Origin of the sequence: Methylocystis suflitae, assembly GCF_024448135.1 — a bacterium.
In the GTDB taxonomy this organism is placed as follows: Bacteria; Pseudomonadota; Alphaproteobacteria; order Rhizobiales; family Beijerinckiaceae; genus Methylocystis; species Methylocystis suflitae.
Genome location: NZ_JAMRYX010000039.1, coordinates 1 through 16,553 on the forward strand (window position 1 = coordinate 1; position 16,553 = coordinate 16,553).

Consider the following 16,553-nt stretch of genomic DNA (forward strand, 5'->3'; position numbering starts at 1 on the left):
ATCCTCGTTCCGAGTGGTCACGAGCCCGTCGCTCGCGCGCGGCGAGCCTTTACGGCTATTGGCGGAATTCTTCAAGGGGCGCGCCTCGCCTGGGCTATCCGGGCCGACCCAGCCCGCCTCTATTTCGGCGGTTCCTTGCCTCGGAATGCGGGGCTTCCCTTGGCCGGGAATTCCATGTGTCTCTTGATCTCGGATTTGGGCTCCGGCGCGGTCAATTCGACCGCTTCGCTGATCTGCCGCTCGCGAACCGCATCGACGTCCATGGTTTCCACTTCACCGTCGGAATGCCTAGCGGTGTAAACGCCGACGACATCCAAAGGCTCGGGACTTTTGATCACGACGAACCCCTCAAGAAATGCGAAATCGACGCAGACGCCGTTGATGGGGCAGAAATAGCCGGCGATGTCGAAACAATTCAGTTCCGTCGCGCCATCGGCCTGAAGTTCGGCTTTTTTGAACGGCGTCACGCTGAACGGACCGGGGTCCGACCCGAATTCCGTCGCGAGCGCCACTTTCGCGGCGATGGCGAAGCGCTTCCTGGTCGGATTATGGATGTTGACGATGGTCCGGTAGACGCCCTTCGCCAAAGTCCCGTCCTGATGTGAAACCAGCAGCGAACAGACGACCTTGGCCGCATATTGATATTCGGTCTTTATCGTTTCGTTGGATTTCACCGCCTGCGCGCGTGAACTCGCGGGAATTCCAGCAAGAGCGAGGCTTAGTGCGAGGAAGGCGCCGTTGAAGGCATCTGCGCGTTTCATAATCCGCACTCCACGAAAATGGGTTTGCGAAATATCTCTGCCCAGCCCCAAAGCCTTTGGCGCCGAGATTATCGGGCGCCCAAAATAGACCGCTCATCGAACAATCGTTCGCTTAGGCTAACGTGCGAACGCGTGAATTCGTTCCGTGGATAACTGGCACGACGCCGGATGCCGCGCCTCAAGGCGCCCTTGCAGGCCTAATCGAAACAGCGGCGTCGCGATTTTCCTCGCGTTGTTCATATCGCGAAGTGTCGGTTTGCGGCCGAGAGATCAGCGACATCCGGAATGACAGGTCACTTCCGTAATCACCGGCTTCGTTTCGCCTACCGTATTGACGTCGATCACGACGTCCTTGCGCTTCCAGCGAAAAATGCAATTGGCGTTCCCTGTTCCGGCGCAAGAGACCGTCTCGGGTCGTCCCTTGCAGCGCGGATCGCCCTTTTGACAGACGAATCCCGCCTCGGGCGCGTGGACAGGCTTCCAACCTTTTTTGAGGAGCGCCTTGCGCGCCTTCGCATAAGGCTCGTCCTTAGGAAAGCTCGGGACATGCGCGAAGGCGCTCGAACTAAGAGAGATTGCGATGAAAACGGCGACTGTGGCGAAAAGCGCTTTCATAAATTCCCTCCCAATTCATAGAAGCCTCATTCTTAAAAGCAGTCTTATGTTCATAAGGCGGCTCACGCATTCCTCAAGAGTCGATGATCCGCGATTGGGCTTTCGGCGTCCTCTTCGCCTTGCTCACCCTCGCCGCGTGGGGATTGCGGCACTGGGAGCCGTCGATCGCGCGCCATCGACGTCTTCATCTTAATGACGAACTTTAACTCGTTTCTCACTAATTTCATTGGCGTTAGACGAAGGAGAGTGTCCGAAGAGCTGCGGCCGCTTCGCCCCGCCCAGAGCCCTATTCTTCGTAGACGACCGCTCCGCCGACGATGGTCGTCTTGACCACGCCCTGCAGCAGCGCCCCATCGAAGGGGGTGTTCTTGGAGCGCGAGTGAAGCGCGGCGGGATCGACGACGAAAGGCGCGTCAGGATCGAAGCGGATGACGTCCGCCGGGGCGCCTTTTTGCAGCCTGCCCTGCGGCAGTCCCAGAATTTCAGCCGGACGCGACGTCATCGCCGCGAGCAGGCGCGTCAGCGTAACGTCGCCCGAATGCACGAGCCGAAGCCCCGCCGCGAGCATCGTCTCGACGCCGATCGCCCCATATTCGGCTTCGGCGAAGGGCAGCCGTTTGGTTTCGACGTCCTGAGGATCATGGTCGGAGACGATGACGTCGATCAGTCCTTCGCTGAGCGCGCCAACAAGCGCCCGACGTTCATCCTCATGTCGCAACGGCGGTCTCAGCTTGAGAAAGGTGCGATAGTCGCCGATGTCGTTCTCATTCAGCGTCAGATGATTGATCGAGGTCCCGCAGGTGACGGCCAAGCCCTCGTCCTTGGCTCTGCGCAGCGCGTCCAATGCGAGCGTCGTCGTCACGATCGCCGAGTGGTAGCGCGCGCCGGTCAATGCAACGAGCCGCAAGTCGCGATCGAGCATGATCGCCTCTGCTTCACGCGGCGCGCCGGATAGGCCGAGCCGATGCGCAAATTCGCCTTCATTCATGACGCCGACGGAAAGATCGGGGTCTTCGGCGAAATGAATGACAAGCGCATCGAAATCGCGCGCATAGGTGAGCGCGCGTCGCATAACGAGCGCGCTTCGCACGGAGCGCGCGCCGTCGCAGAACGCCACCGCGCCGGCCTGCTGCAGAAGCCCCAGCTCGGCGATCTCCCTGCCCTCGCGGCCTCTGGTGAGCGCCGCCATCGGGGCGACGCGGACGCGCCCGGTGTCGCGCGCACGGCGCAGAACGAAATCGACGACCGCAGGATCATCGACGGGCGGCGCCGTCGCCGCGGTCGATACGATTGTCGTCACGCCGCCCGCCGCGGCCGCGAAAGTCGCGCTGGCGATGGTTTCGCGATGTTCCGCCCCCGGCTCGCCGACGAAAGCCTGCATGTCGATGAGGCCCGGCGCGACGACGTCGCCAGCGCAATCGATGACGCGCGCGCCTTCGGGAGCGTCGCCCCCTCGAACGGAGTCGCCGAGCTCAGCGATGACGCCGTCCATCGTCGCCAGACCGCCGCGCATTTCGCGACCAGAGCCCGGATCGATCAGCCGTGCGTTGAGAAGGAACAGCGGCGCTGGAGCTTGTGGCGGCGACATGGCGTCTGCTTAGGCCATTTCTGAGGCGTTGAAAATGCGCGTGGGTCGGGGATATTGGGGTTGAACTCGTCTCGCAAGCGCCTAGCTACCGCGAGTTGGGGCTGCGAGCGGCGCGCGCCGGGCGCCCCGGGGGAAAACGTATGCGTTCCCTCAACCTTTCAGAATCTCCACTCGCGCCAAGCCTGGCGGAGGGCAAAGGACGCCCTGATCTGCCGGCGATGATGAACGCCGCCTTCGACGGAATCATTGCGCTCGACGAGCACGGCGTGGTGCGGTCGATCAACGCGGAGGCGGCGTCGCTCTTCGGCTATGCGCCGAGGGATGTCATCGGACGGGATTTTGGCATGCTGACGGCGGAGGCGAACCAACGCCACCGCGACTATCTGCGGCGGGGAACGCCAAGCATTCGCCGACGGATCGAAGGCCTGCGCGAGGACGGCTCCGTCTTTCCCGTGGAGCTTGTCGTCAGCGAAGTCGCCTGCGACGGAGGACGGCTTTTTATCGCTTTGATCCGCGATCTCAGCTCCAGGCGCCGCTTTGAGCAGGGGGTTCAGGAACTTCAGACCAATCGCCTTGAGTTGATCGAGAATATGGCGACCGGATTGGCGCATGAGCTCAAGCAGCCTTTGGCGGCGATCGGCGCCTATCTCAATTTCGCGCGTCGGCGTCTAAACGAAAAAGTCCTCTCGATCGAGAAAGTCGAGGAGATGTTGGACAACGCCGATGCGCAAGTCTTCCGCGTCGCGGAAATCATGGACAATCTTCGCCAGTTCATCGCGCGTGGAGAGACGTCGAAGGCTCCCCATAATCTGAACGCCGTCATCCGAACCGCCTGCGAGTTCACCGATGCGCTCGCCAAGGAACATCATGTCAAAACCTCAATCGACCTCGAAGCGTCGCCGGACACGGTGGTGATCAACAAAGTTCAGATTCAGCAGGTCGTCGTCAATCTTAAGCGTAACGCCGTCGAGGCCATGCAGAACTCCGAGCGACGCGAGATGAGGGTGTCGACTCGCCTCGTTGGAGGCAACCTCATTCGCACCGATGTCGCGGACACCGGTCCTGGATTGCCCGAGGAGATCAAAGACAGGCTCTTCGAGCAGTTCACGACGACGAAGCCCCACGGTTTGGGCGTCGGTCTCTCCATTTCGCGCTCGATCGTCGAAGCCCATAACGGGAGGATCTGGGCGGAGCCCAACCCCGGGGGCGGGACCATCTTCAGCTTCGTATTGCCTCTGGAAAATCGCTGACCGGTCGGTCAGGCGGAGCCAGCGCTGAGGCAATCGCGCGCTTGCGCCAGCCGAGCCGCGCGAAAAAGCTCCAGAGCCGTTCTCAAAAAAACAAGAGATCGTTAGGAGTCATTATGGTTAAGCAGGGATGAACTGCTATTGTCGCGAGTCGCGCATCCGTCCAGAGCGTCATTCGAACCCAGCCGTGGGGGCCAGCTTCGGGGAGAGACGGCGTCGTGTTGACCTTTGAGAATGTCGGCTTGCGCTATGGCGTCGGCGCCGAAACGCTCCGAGACGTAAATTTCCAGATCGAGCCGCGTTCGTTCCAGTTCCTGACCGGCCCGTCAGGCGCGGGCAAGACCACCTTGATGCGATTGATCATCATGGCGCTGCGGCCGACGCGCGGGTTGATCAACATCTTCGGCAAGGACACGGCCGCGCTCAGCAATGAAGACGTCGCCGCGACGCGCCGCAAAATTGGCGTCGTCTTTCAGGACTTCCGGCTTCTGGATCATCTGACGCTCTACGAAAACGTCGCCCTGCCCTTGCGCGTGCTTGGGCGCGAAGAATCGACCTATCGCGCCGAGGTGATCGAACTGTTGCGCTGGGTGGGCCTCGGCGAGCGCGCGCATGCGGTCCCAACCATCCTTTCTGGCGGCGAGAAGCAGCGCGCAGCGATCGCCCGCGCGCTGATTTCGCAACCCAAACTGCTGCTGGCCGACGAACCGACGGGCAATGTCGACCCGACTCTCGCGCGCCGGATCCTGCGCCTCTTCATCGAGCTCCACCGATCCGGAACCGCCGTCATTATCGCCACCCATGACTTGAGCCTCATGGACCAGTATGAAGATGCGCGGCGTCTTGTGCTTGCCGACGGCCGGCTTCACATCTTCGAATGAGCAGACGATGGCCCTGAGATTTTGGTCCTCGAGTCGCCCGGCCGCGTCTGACGTCGATGAAGACGCCGAAGAGATTCCGTCGCAAAGCGCGCTCGTGCCCGCCGATTCCGTCGCCGGCCGCTCGCTGGTCATCGTCATCGCGATCATGACGTTTCTCGCCGCGCTCGCCGCTAACGTCGCCATTCTCGTCGCCGACGCCAGCGTCGAATGGCGCAGCGACGTCGCGCGCGAAGCGACCGTGCAAGTGCGTCCGGTCCCCGGCCGCAACATCGAGGCCGATGTTAAGGACGCGGCGGAAGCGATGCGGCGAACGCCAGGCGTGCGGGAAGCGCGAGTCTACGCCAAGTCGGAATCCGAGGCGCTGCTGGCGCCATGGCTCGGCGAGGGCCTGAATCTCTCTGAACTGCCCACCCCCCGGATGATCGTGCTGAAGCTCGACGCCGAAAATCGGGCGGATCTCGACAAGCTGCGCATGGAGCTCGAGCGCGCGGTTCCCAACGCCGTGCTCGACGATCATCACGTCTTCATCGAGCGTCTCGGCGATATGGCGCGCACAGCCGTGGCCATAGCCGCCCTCATCTTCGTTCTTATCCTCGCGGCCATGGCCGTCGCCGTGGCCTCGGCCACCCGCGCCGCCGTCGCGACAAACCGCGAAATCGTGGAAGTGCTCCATATCGTCGGCGCGGCCGACTCGTTCATCGCGCGCGAATTTCAGCGTCGCTTCATGGCGTTGGGATTTCGCGGCGCGCTGATCGGCGGCGGCGGCGCCATCGGCTTTTTCGCCCTGGCGCAGTTCTTCGCGCAGCGGTGGCGCGCGACCGGCGGCGGCGATCAGATGGAGGCCATGTTCGGCGATTTCACAATTGGCCCGAGCGGCTTCGTCGTCATCTTTCTGCTCGCTGGCGGAGTCGCCACGCTGACCGGCTATCTCTCGCAGTTCATTGTGCTACGCCACCTGCAGCGGCTCGGTTAAGTCATTCACCCAGATCGGCCGCGCCGATAACATCGGCGCAGAAATACCCCTATAGTCGTGTCAGAATCGCGCCTCGCGCGTTCTGGTCAGGAAGCATGGGCGAAGGACTCCTCGATTGACGACCCCCGCACGCCGCCAGGGAGTGAAGAATGGGTAGCGCCGTCCGCAAGGCCGCCTGCGCGATCCTCGCTGGCGGCGCTTTTCTCGCCGCGGCGCTCCTGTTGGGTTTTGTCGGCTTCGCGCTGTCGCTGCCGCGAGAGGAGTTCTCCATTCCGGTGCAGGCGGAAGGCGTCGTCGCGCTGACCGGCGGCTCGGATCGCGTGCTCGACGCGGCGACCCTTCTCGCGGGCGGGCAGGCGCGCCGCATGCTGATCACCGGCGTCAATCCCTCTACCCGCAGCTCCTTGCTCGCGAAAATACTGCCCGTGTCCCGCGAACTCTTCGAATGCTGCGTCGACCTCGGCTACCAAGCGCTTGACACCGCCGGCAACGCCAAAGAGACGCGCGATTGGGCGCGCGAGCACAATATCACCCGCACGCTGATTATCGTCACGTCGAACTACCACATGCCGCGTGCGCTGGTCGAAATCTCAGCCGCCTTGCCGAAGGTCGAGCTCTATCCCTTTCCAGTGGTCAGCGAGCATATAGATGTCTCCGACTGGATCAGTGATCTGCGCGTCGCCCGCTTTGTCGGAAAGGAATATGTGAAATACCTGGGATCTCTGCTGCGCACCAAGCTTTTCAAGGAATATGAGGAGTCGGAGCCTCCCCCGCAGCTCCGCCACAGCGTCGCATCTGAGTGAAATCTTGTTTCGACGCCTCTTGGCGTCGTAAAAGCGCGCCACGCCCCTTCGCCCAGATCTCGCCAATGCTCCTCCTGCGCTCCTTTATTTTCCAGATCGTGTTCTTCCTGAACATGTTCACGCTCATGATCATCTGGCTGCCGGGCCTGATGATGCGGCGCCAGATCAACCAGGAGCTTGGACGCACATGGGGGCGCACGACGCTCTGGCTGCTCGACAAAATCTGCGGGACGAAGATCGACTGGCGAGGTCTCGAGAATATTCCCAAAGGCGCAGTGATCGTCGCCTGCAAACATCAGTCCATTTGGGAGACCTTCGTTCTGCCGATCAGGTTTCCCGACTTCAGCTATATTCTGAAGCACGAACTGATCTGGCTGCCTTTTTTCGGCTGGTACCTACTGGCCGCCGAGCAGATCGCCATCGATCGCGCCAAGGGCGGCAAGCTGCTGCCGCAGCTGATCGCCAAATCGAAGAAGATTTTCGCCCAGGGACGGCAGCTCTTCATATTTCCCGAAGGCACGCGCCGCCCGGCCGGCGCCCCGCCGCAATATAAACCCGGCATCGCGCATCTTTACGCGGCGACCGAAACGCCGGTGCTTCCCGTCGCCGTGAATTCCGGGCTGTTTTGGCCGCGCCGCTCGTTCCTCGTCCGGCCGGGAACCGTCGTGATCGAGTTCCTGCCGCTGATTCCCCCGGGGATGGAGTCGCGCGCTTTTTTCGACAAGCTCTCGACGGAGATCGAAGCCGCGTCCGACCGATTGATCGCCGAAGCGTTGGCGAAAGACCCTTCCTTGGCGCAAATCGTCGAGAAGGGCCGCGCAAACGCCCAACGTATGGCGCCGGCGCAGGACTGAAGGATGCCGCATCCTCCGGCCGAATCTAAAGAGTGTCCTGTTCAAGGTTGAGCCGCTGCTCGACCCGCCGAAGACGCGCTCTTAATCTCCCTGCAATTGTTTACCCGTTTTTGCGTGCGCCTAACCTGCCGCCGTTCCCGTCAGCGCTTGCGGCGCCACCAGCAGCGGATATTCCGCCTCGACGATGTAGGGGCCGCCCCCCACGGAATCGCGCGACGAATAGAGCACGAAGCGCTCGGCGGTGAAGCGCAACGGCGGGAAATAGCCGCGCGCGCCGAGATAGGCGGCGACAGCGCCGGCGCTGGCGCCGCGCAGACGCGCGAGCGTCACATGCGGGATGAATTTGCGCGGCTCGGGCGGCGCGCCGAGCCGGCGCAACAGCCGCTCCTGTTCCGCCTGCATGTCCATGAGGGTCGGCTCCGGCCGCGCGCGCGCCACGATGGCGCGGGGCTTGTCACCGCCAAACGACGTCAGCTGGTCGAAGGTGACGGTGACTTCCGGACGGCGGATGAATGAGAGCGCATTCGCCGCGTCGCGCGCGAAAGCGTCGTCGACGTCGCCGATGAAGCGCAAGGTGACATGATAATTCTCAACGTCGATCCAGCGGGCGCCGGGGATTCCGCCGCGCAGGCGCGCGAGGCTTTCGGCGATTGAGCGGGGAATCTCCAGGGCCGTAAACAGTCTGGGCATGACATCCTCCCCAAGCGGGATCGCGCAGCCTCATTGCGCGCGCGAGTTCCTACTCGCCCCCATGGAAACGAGCGTTCTTTCAACAAAGGGCGTGATTTTTTTGACGATCTTCGCCACGCCGGCGGCGTTGGGATGAACGCCGTCCGAAATGAGGAGCGCGGGCGAGCCCCAAACGCCTTCCAAGATAAAGGGCACAAGCGGCGCCTCATGTTTGGCGGCAAGATCCGGATAAATCGAATCGAATTCCTTCTTGTAAGCTTGCCCGTGATTCGCGCTCGAGACCATCGCCGTCAGCACCGGGCGGACGCCTTTCTGCTTTAGCGCCGCAAGAATCCGATCGAGATTGGCGCGCGTTATCTTCGGATCATGCCCGTTCAGCATGTCATTCGCGCCGAGCTCGACGACGGCGATGTCGAATGGCCCGGCGCCAAGGGTATAGTCGAGGCGTGCGAGCCCGGTCGTCGTCGTGTCGCCGGAAACTCCCCCTTGGACGACCTCGACATTATATCCGTCCTCGCTCAGGCGTCTTTTGAGCTGCGCCGGAAGCGAATCTCCGGCGTCGATGCCGGGCCCCGCCGTCAGGCTGTCGCCAAACGCCAGGATTCGCACTGGTTCGGCGTGCGCGGAGGTCAGCGCGATGGTCAACAGGGCTAGGGACGCGAGAGCCGCGGCTTGGAGAGGGCGGCGGAAAGCGCAATAAGGCGACAGGACTGCGGGCGTCGAATGCGGCGCATCAATCAAGGTTTTGCTCCGTGCGGCGACAAGTCATCGAAGTGGAAGGCGTTGATCTCACGCTCGGCGAAGGCGCCGCCCGCGTGCATGTGCTCAAGACTGTCAGCCTGAGCGTAGCGCGGGGCGAGACTGTCGCTCTTCTGGGACCCTCCGGCTCGGGCAAATCGACTTTGCTCATGACCCTCGCCGGATTGGAGCGACCTGACGCCGGAAGCGTCAGGATTGACGGGCGCGACCTTGGCGCCCTTTCGGAAGACGCGCTCGCGCGTTTCCGCGGAGAAAACATAGGGATCGTCTTCCAGTCTTTCCAGCTGATCCCGACCATGACGGCGCTGGAGAACGTCGCCATTCCACTGGAACTCGCCGGTAAATCAGACGCTTTGGCACGAGCCGAGGCCGAGCTTGCGGCTGTCGGGCTCGCTGAGCGCCTGGCCCACTATCCAGCTCAGCTTTCGGGAGGCGAGCAGCAGAGGGTGGCGCTCGCCCGGGCGCTCGCGCCCGACCCGCTGATCCTCGCCGCGGACGAGCCCACGGGCAATCTCGATTCGGAAACGGGAGCCGCCGTAATCGAACTCATTTTTGCGCAACAACGGCGCCGCGGGGCGACGCTTGTTCTCGTCACCCATGATCCCGCGCTCGCCGCACGCTGCAACCGACGCGTTCTGCTGCGCTCGGGCCGCATCGAGGCGAGCGAGCGGGCGGCGTCATGAAGCCAATGCGCTACGTCGCCCTGCCCTTCGCATTGCGCTTCGCCCTGCGCGACCTGCTCGGCGACCCGCGCGGCTTTGGCGTCTTCATCGCCTGCATCGTCATCGGCGTCGCCGCAATCTCCGGCGTCTCCGGCCTTTCACGCTCGCTGGCGCAAGGACTCGCGCGGGAGGGCCGAACAATATTGGGCGGCGACGCCTCCTTCAGCCTCGTCTCGCGGGAGTTTTCGCCGGAGCAACGCGCCTTCTTCGAGGCGCGCGGCCGGCTTTCCGAAATTTCGCTGATGCGGGCGATGGCCCGGCGCGACGACGGCGAGGCCGCGCTGGTGGAGATCAAAGCCGTCGATCCGGCGACTTATCCCACTTTCGGCGCGGTCGCGCTCGATCCCGACATGCCCTTGGCCGAGGCGCTGGAGGAACGAAACGGGCTGCCGGGCGTCGCAGTCGATCCGATGCTGCTCGCGCGCCTCGACGCCAAGCTCGGGGACGCCGTCATGATCGGCGTTTCGCGCTTCACGCTGCGCGCAGTGCTGCGCAGCGAACCTGACAAGCTCGCGGGCGGAATCGGCTTCGGGCCGCGCGTCATGATGACGCGCGCCGCGCTCTCAGGCGCGGAACTGGCGACGCCAGGCTCGATCGTGCGGCATGTCGTCCGCGTCACGCTGCGCGAGGGCGCGGACGCCGACCTCAAGGCGTTCGCCGCCGACGCCGCGAACGCCTTTCCGCAAGCCGGATGGGAGTCGCGCACGCGGGACGCCGTCTCGCCGCAGTTCTCGCGCAATCTCGACCGGTTCGCCCAGCTGCTCACCCTCGTTGCGCTCACCGCCCTTGTCGCCGGCGGCGCCGGCGTCGCGAACGCCGTACAGGGCTTTGTCGAGCGCAAGCGCGCGCAATTCGCCATTCTCAAGGCGCTCGGCGCCGAGGGCTCTCGGGTCTTCAGGATCGCCCTTGCCCAGGTTCTGGCGGCGGCGTCTTTCGCCATCCTGCTGGGGCTCGTCGCCGGCGCGGCGATTCCCTGGGGCGCGGCGCAAGCGCTGCGCGATCTCGCCGATCTTCCCGTATCGGCGTCGCTCGACGCGCAAGGCGCGCTCTATGGCGCTCTGTACGGCCTGCTCGTCGTCCTGATCTTTGCACTCGTTCCTTTGGGCCGCGCGCATGAAGTTCCCGTAGCGGCGCTGCTGCGCGACGACCCGCGGGGCGCCACTCTCGCCCGCTACCGCGCAGGCGCATCAGCCGCGGCGATTGCGCTCGCCGCCCTCGTCATGGCCACGTCTTTCGACGTGAAGCTCGGCGCGGCCTATGTCGGCGCCGCTGTCGCGGCCTTTGCCCTGCTGCGCGGCGCGGCATGGGTCGCCATGCGGCTGGCCCGCGGCCTTCCGCGTTTGCGCAACGCGCGGCTGCGGTTCGCGCTCGCCAATATCTGGCGGCCGAAAAGCCTGACGCCGGCGCTGATGATCTCCATAGGCCTGACGCAAACTCTGCTCATTGCGCTCGTGCTGGTTGAAGGCGCGATTCACAACGAGTTGGCGCGGGCGGACGCCGGCGAAATTCCCAACTTCTTCTTCATCGACGTGCCGAAGGCGCAAACTGAGGCGTTTGTCGGTTTTCTCTCTGCCGAGGCGCCCGGCGCGCGCGTCGAACACGTGCCGATGATGCGGGGGCGCATCGTCGCCCTGAAAGACGCGCCGGTCGAAAAGACCGCCGTGGCCGACGACGCCAAATGGGCGCTCGAGGGCGACCGCGGCGTGACGTTTTCCCCGACAATTCCGGCGAACTCCATGCTCGCTGAAGGCGAATGGTGGCCGGCGGATTACGTCGGTCCGCCGCTCGTATCGCTGGAGCAGAAGGTCGCCGAAGGACTGGGCGTGACCATCGGCGACTCGATCCTAGTCAATGTGCTCGGCAGGGAGGTGACGGCGAAGGTCGCCAATCTGCGCCGGGTGGATTGGCGCAGTTACGCCATCAACTTCATCATGGTGTTTTCGCCCAATGTTTTTGCCGGCGCGCCCTACACCGAGCTCTTCACCGTGGCTTATGGCGCGCCATCGGTCGCGGCGCGCGACGCCAAGGACGCACGGCTCGCGCGCGAGACGGCGAAGCGCTTTCCGAGCATCGTTTCCGTGCGGGTCAAGGACGCCCTGGCGGCGATTGACAAGATCGCCGGACAGTTGGCGCTGGCCGCGCGCGCCGCGGCGGGTCTCGCCATTGTCACGGCGGTGCTGGCGCTTGCGAGCGCGCTTGCGAGCGGCCAGCGCGCAAGGCTGCATGATTCGGTGGTGTTGAAGACTCTCGGCGCGACCCGCCCGTGGCTGGCCACAGCCTATGCCCTGGAATTTGGGCTGGTCGGCCTCGCCGCCTCCCTGATCGCGGTCGCGGCCGGATCCGGCGCCGCCTACGCCATGACCACGATCCTCATGAAGATCGATTTCGCCTTCCTGCCCTGGAGCACGGCGCTGGTCTCGCTCGCCACTCTCGCCGTCACTATCGCCCTCGGCCTCGCCGGCGCCTGGCGAGCGCTCTCCAGACGTCCAGGACCGGAGTTGCGCCAGCCATAGGGCGCTTCTCAGGCGGAGAGGGAAGGCTCGACGATAAAGGGAAACGCGCCCTCGACGATCGCGCCATCCGTCGCGAGCACACGGTAGTCGACCTCATAAAGTCCGGGCTGCAGAACCGGCGTGTCGAGGATCATCTCTTTGGACGCTTGTTTCTGCGTCGCTGTGGCGATCACCTGGCCGTTTCTGCTCTTGAGCGTTATCGTTGAGATGACGGCGTCAGCCTTCCCCTCAAAAACCAGCCTAATCTGACGCACAGGCTTGACGACCCGCTGTTTCGACGCAGGGAATGACTCGACCAGGAACTGATGATGAGCCAGCGCCGCCGTCTCAGCGCCAAGGACCAGCGCCGCAGCGAGCGCCGCAGCCCAAGCGTAACTGATAAGCTTCATGTGTCTTTCTCCTGGCCGGCGAACCGACGCCCGCCCAGATGTCTGGAGAAATAACTTTCCCTCACGCGATTTGTTCGAGCGTGAGCGCACGCAAAAGGCGCGCGGCGCGGCGACGGGAAATTTGCGCGAAATTCGCCAACGGCTACGCCGGTTTGCCGTTTGGGCTGCGCTGCCTTGCCCTTTGGGCTGCGACCTCCTAAAACCCTTGAGCGTCGACGGGCCCGCCGGGCGGCGCCTTTTGCGTCATGCGCCAAAATGCGCGACGCGCCGTCAGCGGAACCCAACCTTGTCCGACAAGAACGCGCTCTCCTGGCCGAATTTCGCCGTGTCGATTCTCGGCGGGGTCGCGGCGGCCGTGATCTTCGCCGTCGTCGCGCGCGGCGGCTTCGGCGGGCTCCTCATCGCGCATCTTGCGCCGCTGCCGATCATGATCGTCGCCTTCGCCTTTGGCCTGATCCACGGGGCGACGTCGGCGATACTGGCATCGATCATCCTGACCTTCTGGCCGCATCCGGTGATCGGCATGGGCTATGCTCTGCTGATCGCAGCCCCGGCCTGGTCCGCTGTCTATGCGGCGCTCGGCGCCCCCCGCGGCGGCCGGAACAGGCTGACGCGTAATCTGCCGGGCTGGGCGGCGCTCGCGCCTGCGACCTTTCTGGCGGCGGCGATCATTCTCTGGCTGATCATCGCCACCCTCGCCTTCGGATCGCTCGACGAAGCGCTGAATCCGATCCGGGCGCGCGCCTTCATCCTGCTCGACCTTATGGTCAAAGAGCGCGAGCTTGGCGATAAGATCGATCCGACGACGCTTTCCGGGTCCGTCGCGCGCGCGGTCCCCGCCTTTCTCGCCGGCTATGGCCTGCTGATCCACGTCATCAATTTGTGGCTCGCCGCCAGAATCGCGGAAGCGTCCAAGCTGCTCGGCCGGCCCTGGCCGGACATCGCCAATGAATTCCGCCTGCCAAAGCCGGTGGGCGGCCTGTTCCTCAGCGGAATCGCGCTGGCCTTCTTCCAGGGACTCGCCGGCGCGATTGGACTGGTGCTGGCGACGACCATGGGGCTGCTGCTTGCGTTTCAAGGACTCGCCGTGGCGCATATCTACCTGCGCGGTTCGCGCTCGAGCGCCCTGGTGCTGTCGATCATCTATTTCACGCTCGGACTTTTGGGGTGGCCCCTCTTGTTTTTCGCCGCCCTCGGCGTCGCCGACCTGATCTTCAACTATCGCGCCCGAAAGACGGACGCCGGGCCCACCGCGATGCAAAAACCGGATTGACTTTCGCCCGGTTTTTCTCGACATAGCCCGCAATCTCGGAGAAGTAGCAAAAATGGACGTCATTCTGCTTGAACGCGTGGCCAAGCTCGGCCAGATGGGCGAGACCGTGCGCGTGCGCGACGGCTACGCCCGCAATTTCCTGCTGGCGCGCGGCAAGGCGCTGCGCGCGACCGAAAACAACAAGAAGCATTTCGAGACGCAGCGGGCGCAGATCGAGGCGCGCAATCTCGAGGCCAAGAAAGAAGCCGAAGCCGTCGCCGAAAAGCTCAACGGACAAAGCTTCAACATCATTCGCCAGGCGGGCGAGAGCGGCCAACTCTATGGCTCGGTTTCGGCGCGAGATATCGCCGAGGCGGCGACCGCGGGCGGCTTCTCGGTCAATCGCGATCAGATCGTCCTGGTGCACCCCATCAAAACGCTCGGCCTTCATCAGACGCCCGTGCATTTGCACCCGGAAGTCGATGTGACGATCACGATAAACGTCGCCCGTTCGGAAGAAGAGGCCGAGCGGCAGGCGCGCGGCGAAAGCGCTACGATCCGGGAAGAGACGTCGATGGACGATCTTGGCCTGGAGGTCGGCGCAGCTCTAGCGGAAGCCGGCGACGTCGAGATGTAAGCTTTCGCAAATTGCAACTGTCAATCGGCGGCCCTTTCGGCCGCCGCTTTTCTTTCAGCTGGCCTCACTCCCGATTCGCGCGTCAGCGCAAGCGCGATGCTTCGCATAGTCGAAGATTATTTTTCTCGTGTGGATATGACTCGTAACGCCGCGCTTTGGAGAGTCGCGCGCAAAAGGATGTGGCGACGCCAGCGCGTTAATGTATCGTTAACTTCCCCCCGACGAGTCGCGCGTCGCGTTCGCGACCAAGGGCTGTCTCGCAAAGTCAACAAAGACCGATGCCACCAATTGAACAATTGGCGGGCCGGCGCGCATTTCAGGTCGCGCAGCCGGACGCGCCTGCCTATCGCGCGCCGCCGCACAATATCGAGGCCGAGCAAGCGCTGCTCGGCGCGATTCTCGTCAACAATGACGCTTTCGACAGAGTCTCGGACTTCCTGAAGCCCGAGCATTTTTCCGAGGATTTGCACCGGCGCATCTATGAAATTGCGGCGCAGCTCATTCGCGCCGGCAAGCTCGCGACCGTCGTGACGCTGAAGACGTTTCTTGCCGATATCGAGCTTCCGGCGGGCGTGACGATCCAGGCCTATCTGGCCAGACTCGCCGCCGAGGCGACGACGATCATCAACGCCGAAGACTATGGCCGCACCGTTCATGATCTCGCTGTCCGACGCGATCTCATCGTTATCGGCCAGGATATCGTCAACACGGCATATGATTCGCCGATCGATTCGCCGCCGCGCGCGCAGATCGAAGAAGCCGAACGGCAGCTCTATTCGATCGCCGAGACGGGTCGCTACGACGGCGGCTTTCAGCGATTTGCCGAAGCGCTCACCACTGCGCTCGACATGGCGAGCAGCGCCTACATGCGCGACGGGCATCTGTCCGGCGTCGCCACGGGCCTACTCGATCTCGACGAAAAGATGGGCGGTCTGCAAAAATCCGACCTCATCATCGTCGCCGGGCGACCGGGCATGGGCAAGACCGCTCTCGCCACGAACATCGCCTTCAATGTCGCGCGCGCCTATCAGTTCGAAGCTGAGCCCGACGGAACGCATAAGACGATCAACGGCGGCATCGTCGGCTTCTTCTCTTTGGAAATGTCGGCCGAACAATTGGCGACGCGCGTCATCGCCGAGCAGTCTGGCGTGCCGAGCTATAAGATTCGCCGCGGCGACATCAATGAGGATGATTTTCGCCGCATCGCCGACGCTGCGCGGGAAATGCAAAGCATTCCCTTCTACATCGATCAGAGCGGCGGCATCTCGATCGCGCAGCTCACCGCGCGGGCGCGGCGCCTCAAACGGCAGAGAGGCCTGGACCTGCTTGTCGTGGATTATCTGCAATTGCTCGCCGGATCGCGTTCTCGCAATGACAATCGCGTGCAGGAGCTCACCGAGATTACGACCGGCCTCAAGGCGCTCTCCAAAGAACTCAATGTGCCGATCATCGCGCTGTCGCAGCTCTCGCGCCAAGTAGAGAACCGCGACGACAAGCGGCCACAGCTTTCCGATCTGCGCGAGTCAGGCTCGATCGAGCAGGACGCCGACGTCGTCATCTTCGTGTACCGCGAAGAATATTATCTGCGCAATCGCGAGCCGCGCGAAGGCACCGAAGAACACATCCAATGGATGGCGGAGATGGAGCGCGCGCATGGCCGCGCCGAAGCGATCATCGGCAAGCAGCGTCACGGACCGACGGGAACGGTGCAGCTCGCCTTCGAGGCTGAGGTCACGCGCTTCTCCAATCTAGCAGACGAGGACAAGCTGCCGGCGCGTATGTAAGGCCTCGCCGCCATGCGACGAGGCCTACCGGCGCAGCAGGTTCCCATCGAAAGAGTCTGTCAACTTTTTCGGAACCTGCTTTAGC

At 63.5% G+C, this 16,553-nt stretch carries 16 protein-coding genes; 10 read left to right on the forward strand and 6 right to left on the reverse strand.

The genetic code is table 11. From position 1 onward, the window contains the following. Positions 1 to 119: 119 nt before the first annotated feature. From NEI07_RS02715 to pyrC, 3 genes are all read right to left on the reverse strand, one after another. A complete protein-coding gene (locus NEI07_RS02715; RefSeq protein WP_256032517.1) occupies positions 120 to 761 on the reverse strand; it encodes a hypothetical protein in 642 nt (213 codons plus the stop codon). A gap of 270 nt (positions 762 to 1,031) precedes the next feature. Beyond that, entirely contained in the window at positions 1,032 to 1,376 is a 345-nt protein-coding gene (locus NEI07_RS02720) for a hypothetical protein (RefSeq protein WP_256032518.1), read from the reverse strand. 286 nt (positions 1,377 to 1,662) lie between these two features. Next, a complete protein-coding gene (gene pyrC / locus NEI07_RS02725; protein ID WP_256032519.1) occupies positions 1,663 to 2,964 on the reverse strand; it encodes a dihydroorotase in 1,302 nt (433 codons plus the stop codon). A 140-nt stretch (positions 2,965 to 3,104) separates the two neighbouring features. Between pyrC and NEI07_RS02730 the strand changes: the two genes are divergently transcribed. The 5 genes from NEI07_RS02730 to NEI07_RS02750 all read left to right on the forward strand — a co-directional run bounded on the left by NEI07_RS02730 (position 3,105) and on the right by NEI07_RS02750 (position 7,722). Beyond that, the gene (locus NEI07_RS02730; RefSeq protein WP_256032521.1) at positions 3,105 to 4,214 is read left to right on the forward strand and encodes a two-component system sensor histidine kinase NtrB; all 1,110 of its coding nucleotides are present in this window, start codon (positions 3,105 to 3,107) and stop codon (positions 4,212 to 4,214) included. A 215-nt stretch (positions 4,215 to 4,429) separates the two neighbouring features. Continuing rightward, positions 4,430 to 5,092: a cell division ATP-binding protein FtsE gene (ftsE, locus tag NEI07_RS02735; protein WP_256032522.1), complete on the forward strand. Its 663-nt coding sequence runs from the start codon at positions 4,430 to 4,432 to the stop codon at positions 5,090 to 5,092. A gap of 7 nt (positions 5,093 to 5,099) precedes the next feature. Further along, positions 5,100 to 6,065 carry a cell division protein FtsX gene (locus NEI07_RS02740; protein WP_256032523.1) on the forward strand — a complete coding sequence of 322 codons (966 nt, stop codon included), beginning with the start codon at positions 5,100 to 5,102 and terminating at the stop codon, positions 6,063 to 6,065. A 149-nt stretch (positions 6,066 to 6,214) separates the two neighbouring features. Continuing rightward, entirely contained in the window at positions 6,215 to 6,868 is a 654-nt protein-coding gene (locus NEI07_RS02745; protein ID WP_256032524.1) for a YdcF family protein, read from the forward strand. A gap of 65 nt (positions 6,869 to 6,933) precedes the next feature. Then, complete coding sequence (locus NEI07_RS02750; RefSeq protein WP_256032525.1) at positions 6,934 to 7,722, forward strand: lysophospholipid acyltransferase family protein; 789 nt, start codon at positions 6,934 to 6,936, stop codon at positions 7,720 to 7,722. Positions 7,723 to 7,842: 120 nt separating this feature from the next. On the opposite strand, the gene thpR is transcribed toward NEI07_RS02750, so the two are convergent. Together thpR and NEI07_RS02760 are read right to left on the reverse strand one after the other, a co-directional pair. Next, the gene (gene thpR, locus NEI07_RS02755) at positions 7,843 to 8,412 is read right to left on the reverse strand and encodes an RNA 2',3'-cyclic phosphodiesterase (RefSeq protein WP_256032526.1); all 570 of its coding nucleotides are present in this window, start codon (positions 8,410 to 8,412) and stop codon (positions 7,843 to 7,845) included. Between the two features lie 30 nt (positions 8,413 to 8,442). Then, complete coding sequence (locus NEI07_RS02760; RefSeq protein WP_256032527.1) at positions 8,443 to 9,057, reverse strand: arylesterase; 615 nt, start codon at positions 9,055 to 9,057, stop codon at positions 8,443 to 8,445. A 107-nt stretch (positions 9,058 to 9,164) separates the two neighbouring features. On the opposite strand from NEI07_RS02760, the gene NEI07_RS02765 reads away from it, so the two are divergent. Both NEI07_RS02765 and NEI07_RS02770 read left to right on the forward strand, forming a co-directional pair. Next, a complete protein-coding gene (locus NEI07_RS02765; RefSeq protein ID WP_256032528.1) occupies positions 9,165 to 9,854 on the forward strand; it encodes an ABC transporter ATP-binding protein in 690 nt (229 codons plus the stop codon). Continuing rightward, the gene (locus NEI07_RS02770; RefSeq protein ID WP_256032529.1) at positions 9,851 to 12,406 is read left to right on the forward strand and encodes an ABC transporter permease; all 2,556 of its coding nucleotides are present in this window, start codon (positions 9,851 to 9,853) and stop codon (positions 12,404 to 12,406) included. The genes NEI07_RS02765 and NEI07_RS02770 overlap by 4 nt, the downstream gene beginning before the upstream one ends. An 8-nt stretch (positions 12,407 to 12,414) precedes the next feature. On the opposite strand, the gene NEI07_RS02775 is transcribed toward NEI07_RS02770, so the two are convergent. Then, complete coding sequence (locus NEI07_RS02775; RefSeq protein ID WP_256032531.1) at positions 12,415 to 12,795, reverse strand: copper resistance CopC family protein; 381 nt, start codon at positions 12,793 to 12,795, stop codon at positions 12,415 to 12,417. Positions 12,796 to 13,081: 286 nt separating this feature from the next. Between NEI07_RS02775 and NEI07_RS02780 the strand changes: the two genes are divergently transcribed. The 3 genes from NEI07_RS02780 (at position 13,082) to NEI07_RS02790 (ending at position 16,468) form a co-directional block, all read left to right on the forward strand. Further along, a complete protein-coding gene (locus NEI07_RS02780; protein ID WP_256032532.1) occupies positions 13,082 to 14,068 on the forward strand; it encodes a DUF2232 domain-containing protein in 987 nt (328 codons plus the stop codon). A 52-nt stretch (positions 14,069 to 14,120) separates the two neighbouring features. Then, on the forward strand, positions 14,121 to 14,684 hold the full coding sequence (rplI, locus tag NEI07_RS02785) for a 50S ribosomal protein L9 (RefSeq protein ID WP_256032533.1): 564 nt from the start codon (positions 14,121 to 14,123) through the stop codon (positions 14,682 to 14,684). Positions 14,685 to 14,962: 278 nt separating this feature from the next. Beyond that, positions 14,963 to 16,468 carry a replicative DNA helicase gene (locus NEI07_RS02790; RefSeq protein ID WP_256032534.1) on the forward strand — a complete coding sequence of 502 codons (1,506 nt, stop codon included), beginning with the start codon at positions 14,963 to 14,965 and terminating at the stop codon, positions 16,466 to 16,468. Positions 16,469 to 16,553 lie beyond the last annotated feature (85 nt).

What these genes read in the sequence shown, in the direction of transcription:
- NEI07_RS02770 (WP_256032529.1), top strand. Translation starts at nt 9,851, where the DNA reads ATGAAGCCAATGCGCTACGTCGCCCTGCCCTTCGCATTGCGCTTCGCC.
- NEI07_RS02740 (WP_256032523.1), top strand. Translation starts at nt 5,100, where the DNA reads ATGGCCCTGAGATTTTGGTCCTCGAGTCGCCCGGCCGCGTCTGACGTC.
- NEI07_RS02790 (WP_256032534.1), top strand. Translation starts at nt 14,963, where the DNA reads ATGCCACCAATTGAACAATTGGCGGGCCGGCGCGCATTTCAGGTCGCG.
- NEI07_RS02750 (WP_256032525.1), top strand. Translation starts at nt 6,934, where the DNA reads ATGCTCCTCCTGCGCTCCTTTATTTTCCAGATCGTGTTCTTCCTGAAC.
- NEI07_RS02715 (WP_256032517.1), bottom strand. Translation starts at nt 761, where the DNA reads ATGAAACGCGCAGATGCCTTCAACGGCGCCTTCCTCGCACTAAGCCTC.
- NEI07_RS02730 (WP_256032521.1), top strand. Translation starts at nt 3,105, where the DNA reads ATGCGTTCCCTCAACCTTTCAGAATCTCCACTCGCGCCAAGCCTGGCG.
- NEI07_RS02720 (WP_256032518.1), bottom strand. Translation starts at nt 1,376, where the DNA reads ATGAAAGCGCTTTTCGCCACAGTCGCCGTTTTCATCGCAATCTCTCTT.
- rplI (WP_256032533.1), top strand. Translation starts at nt 14,121, where the DNA reads ATGGACGTCATTCTGCTTGAACGCGTGGCCAAGCTCGGCCAGATGGGC.
- thpR (WP_256032526.1), bottom strand. Translation starts at nt 8,412, where the DNA reads ATGCCCAGACTGTTTACGGCCCTGGAGATTCCCCGCTCAATCGCCGAA.
- pyrC (WP_256032519.1), bottom strand. Translation starts at nt 2,964, where the DNA reads ATGTCGCCGCCACAAGCTCCAGCGCCGCTGTTCCTTCTCAACGCACGG.
- NEI07_RS02745 (WP_256032524.1), top strand. Translation starts at nt 6,215, where the DNA reads ATGGGTAGCGCCGTCCGCAAGGCCGCCTGCGCGATCCTCGCTGGCGGC.
- NEI07_RS02775 (WP_256032531.1), bottom strand. Translation starts at nt 12,795, where the DNA reads ATGAAGCTTATCAGTTACGCTTGGGCTGCGGCGCTCGCTGCGGCGCTG.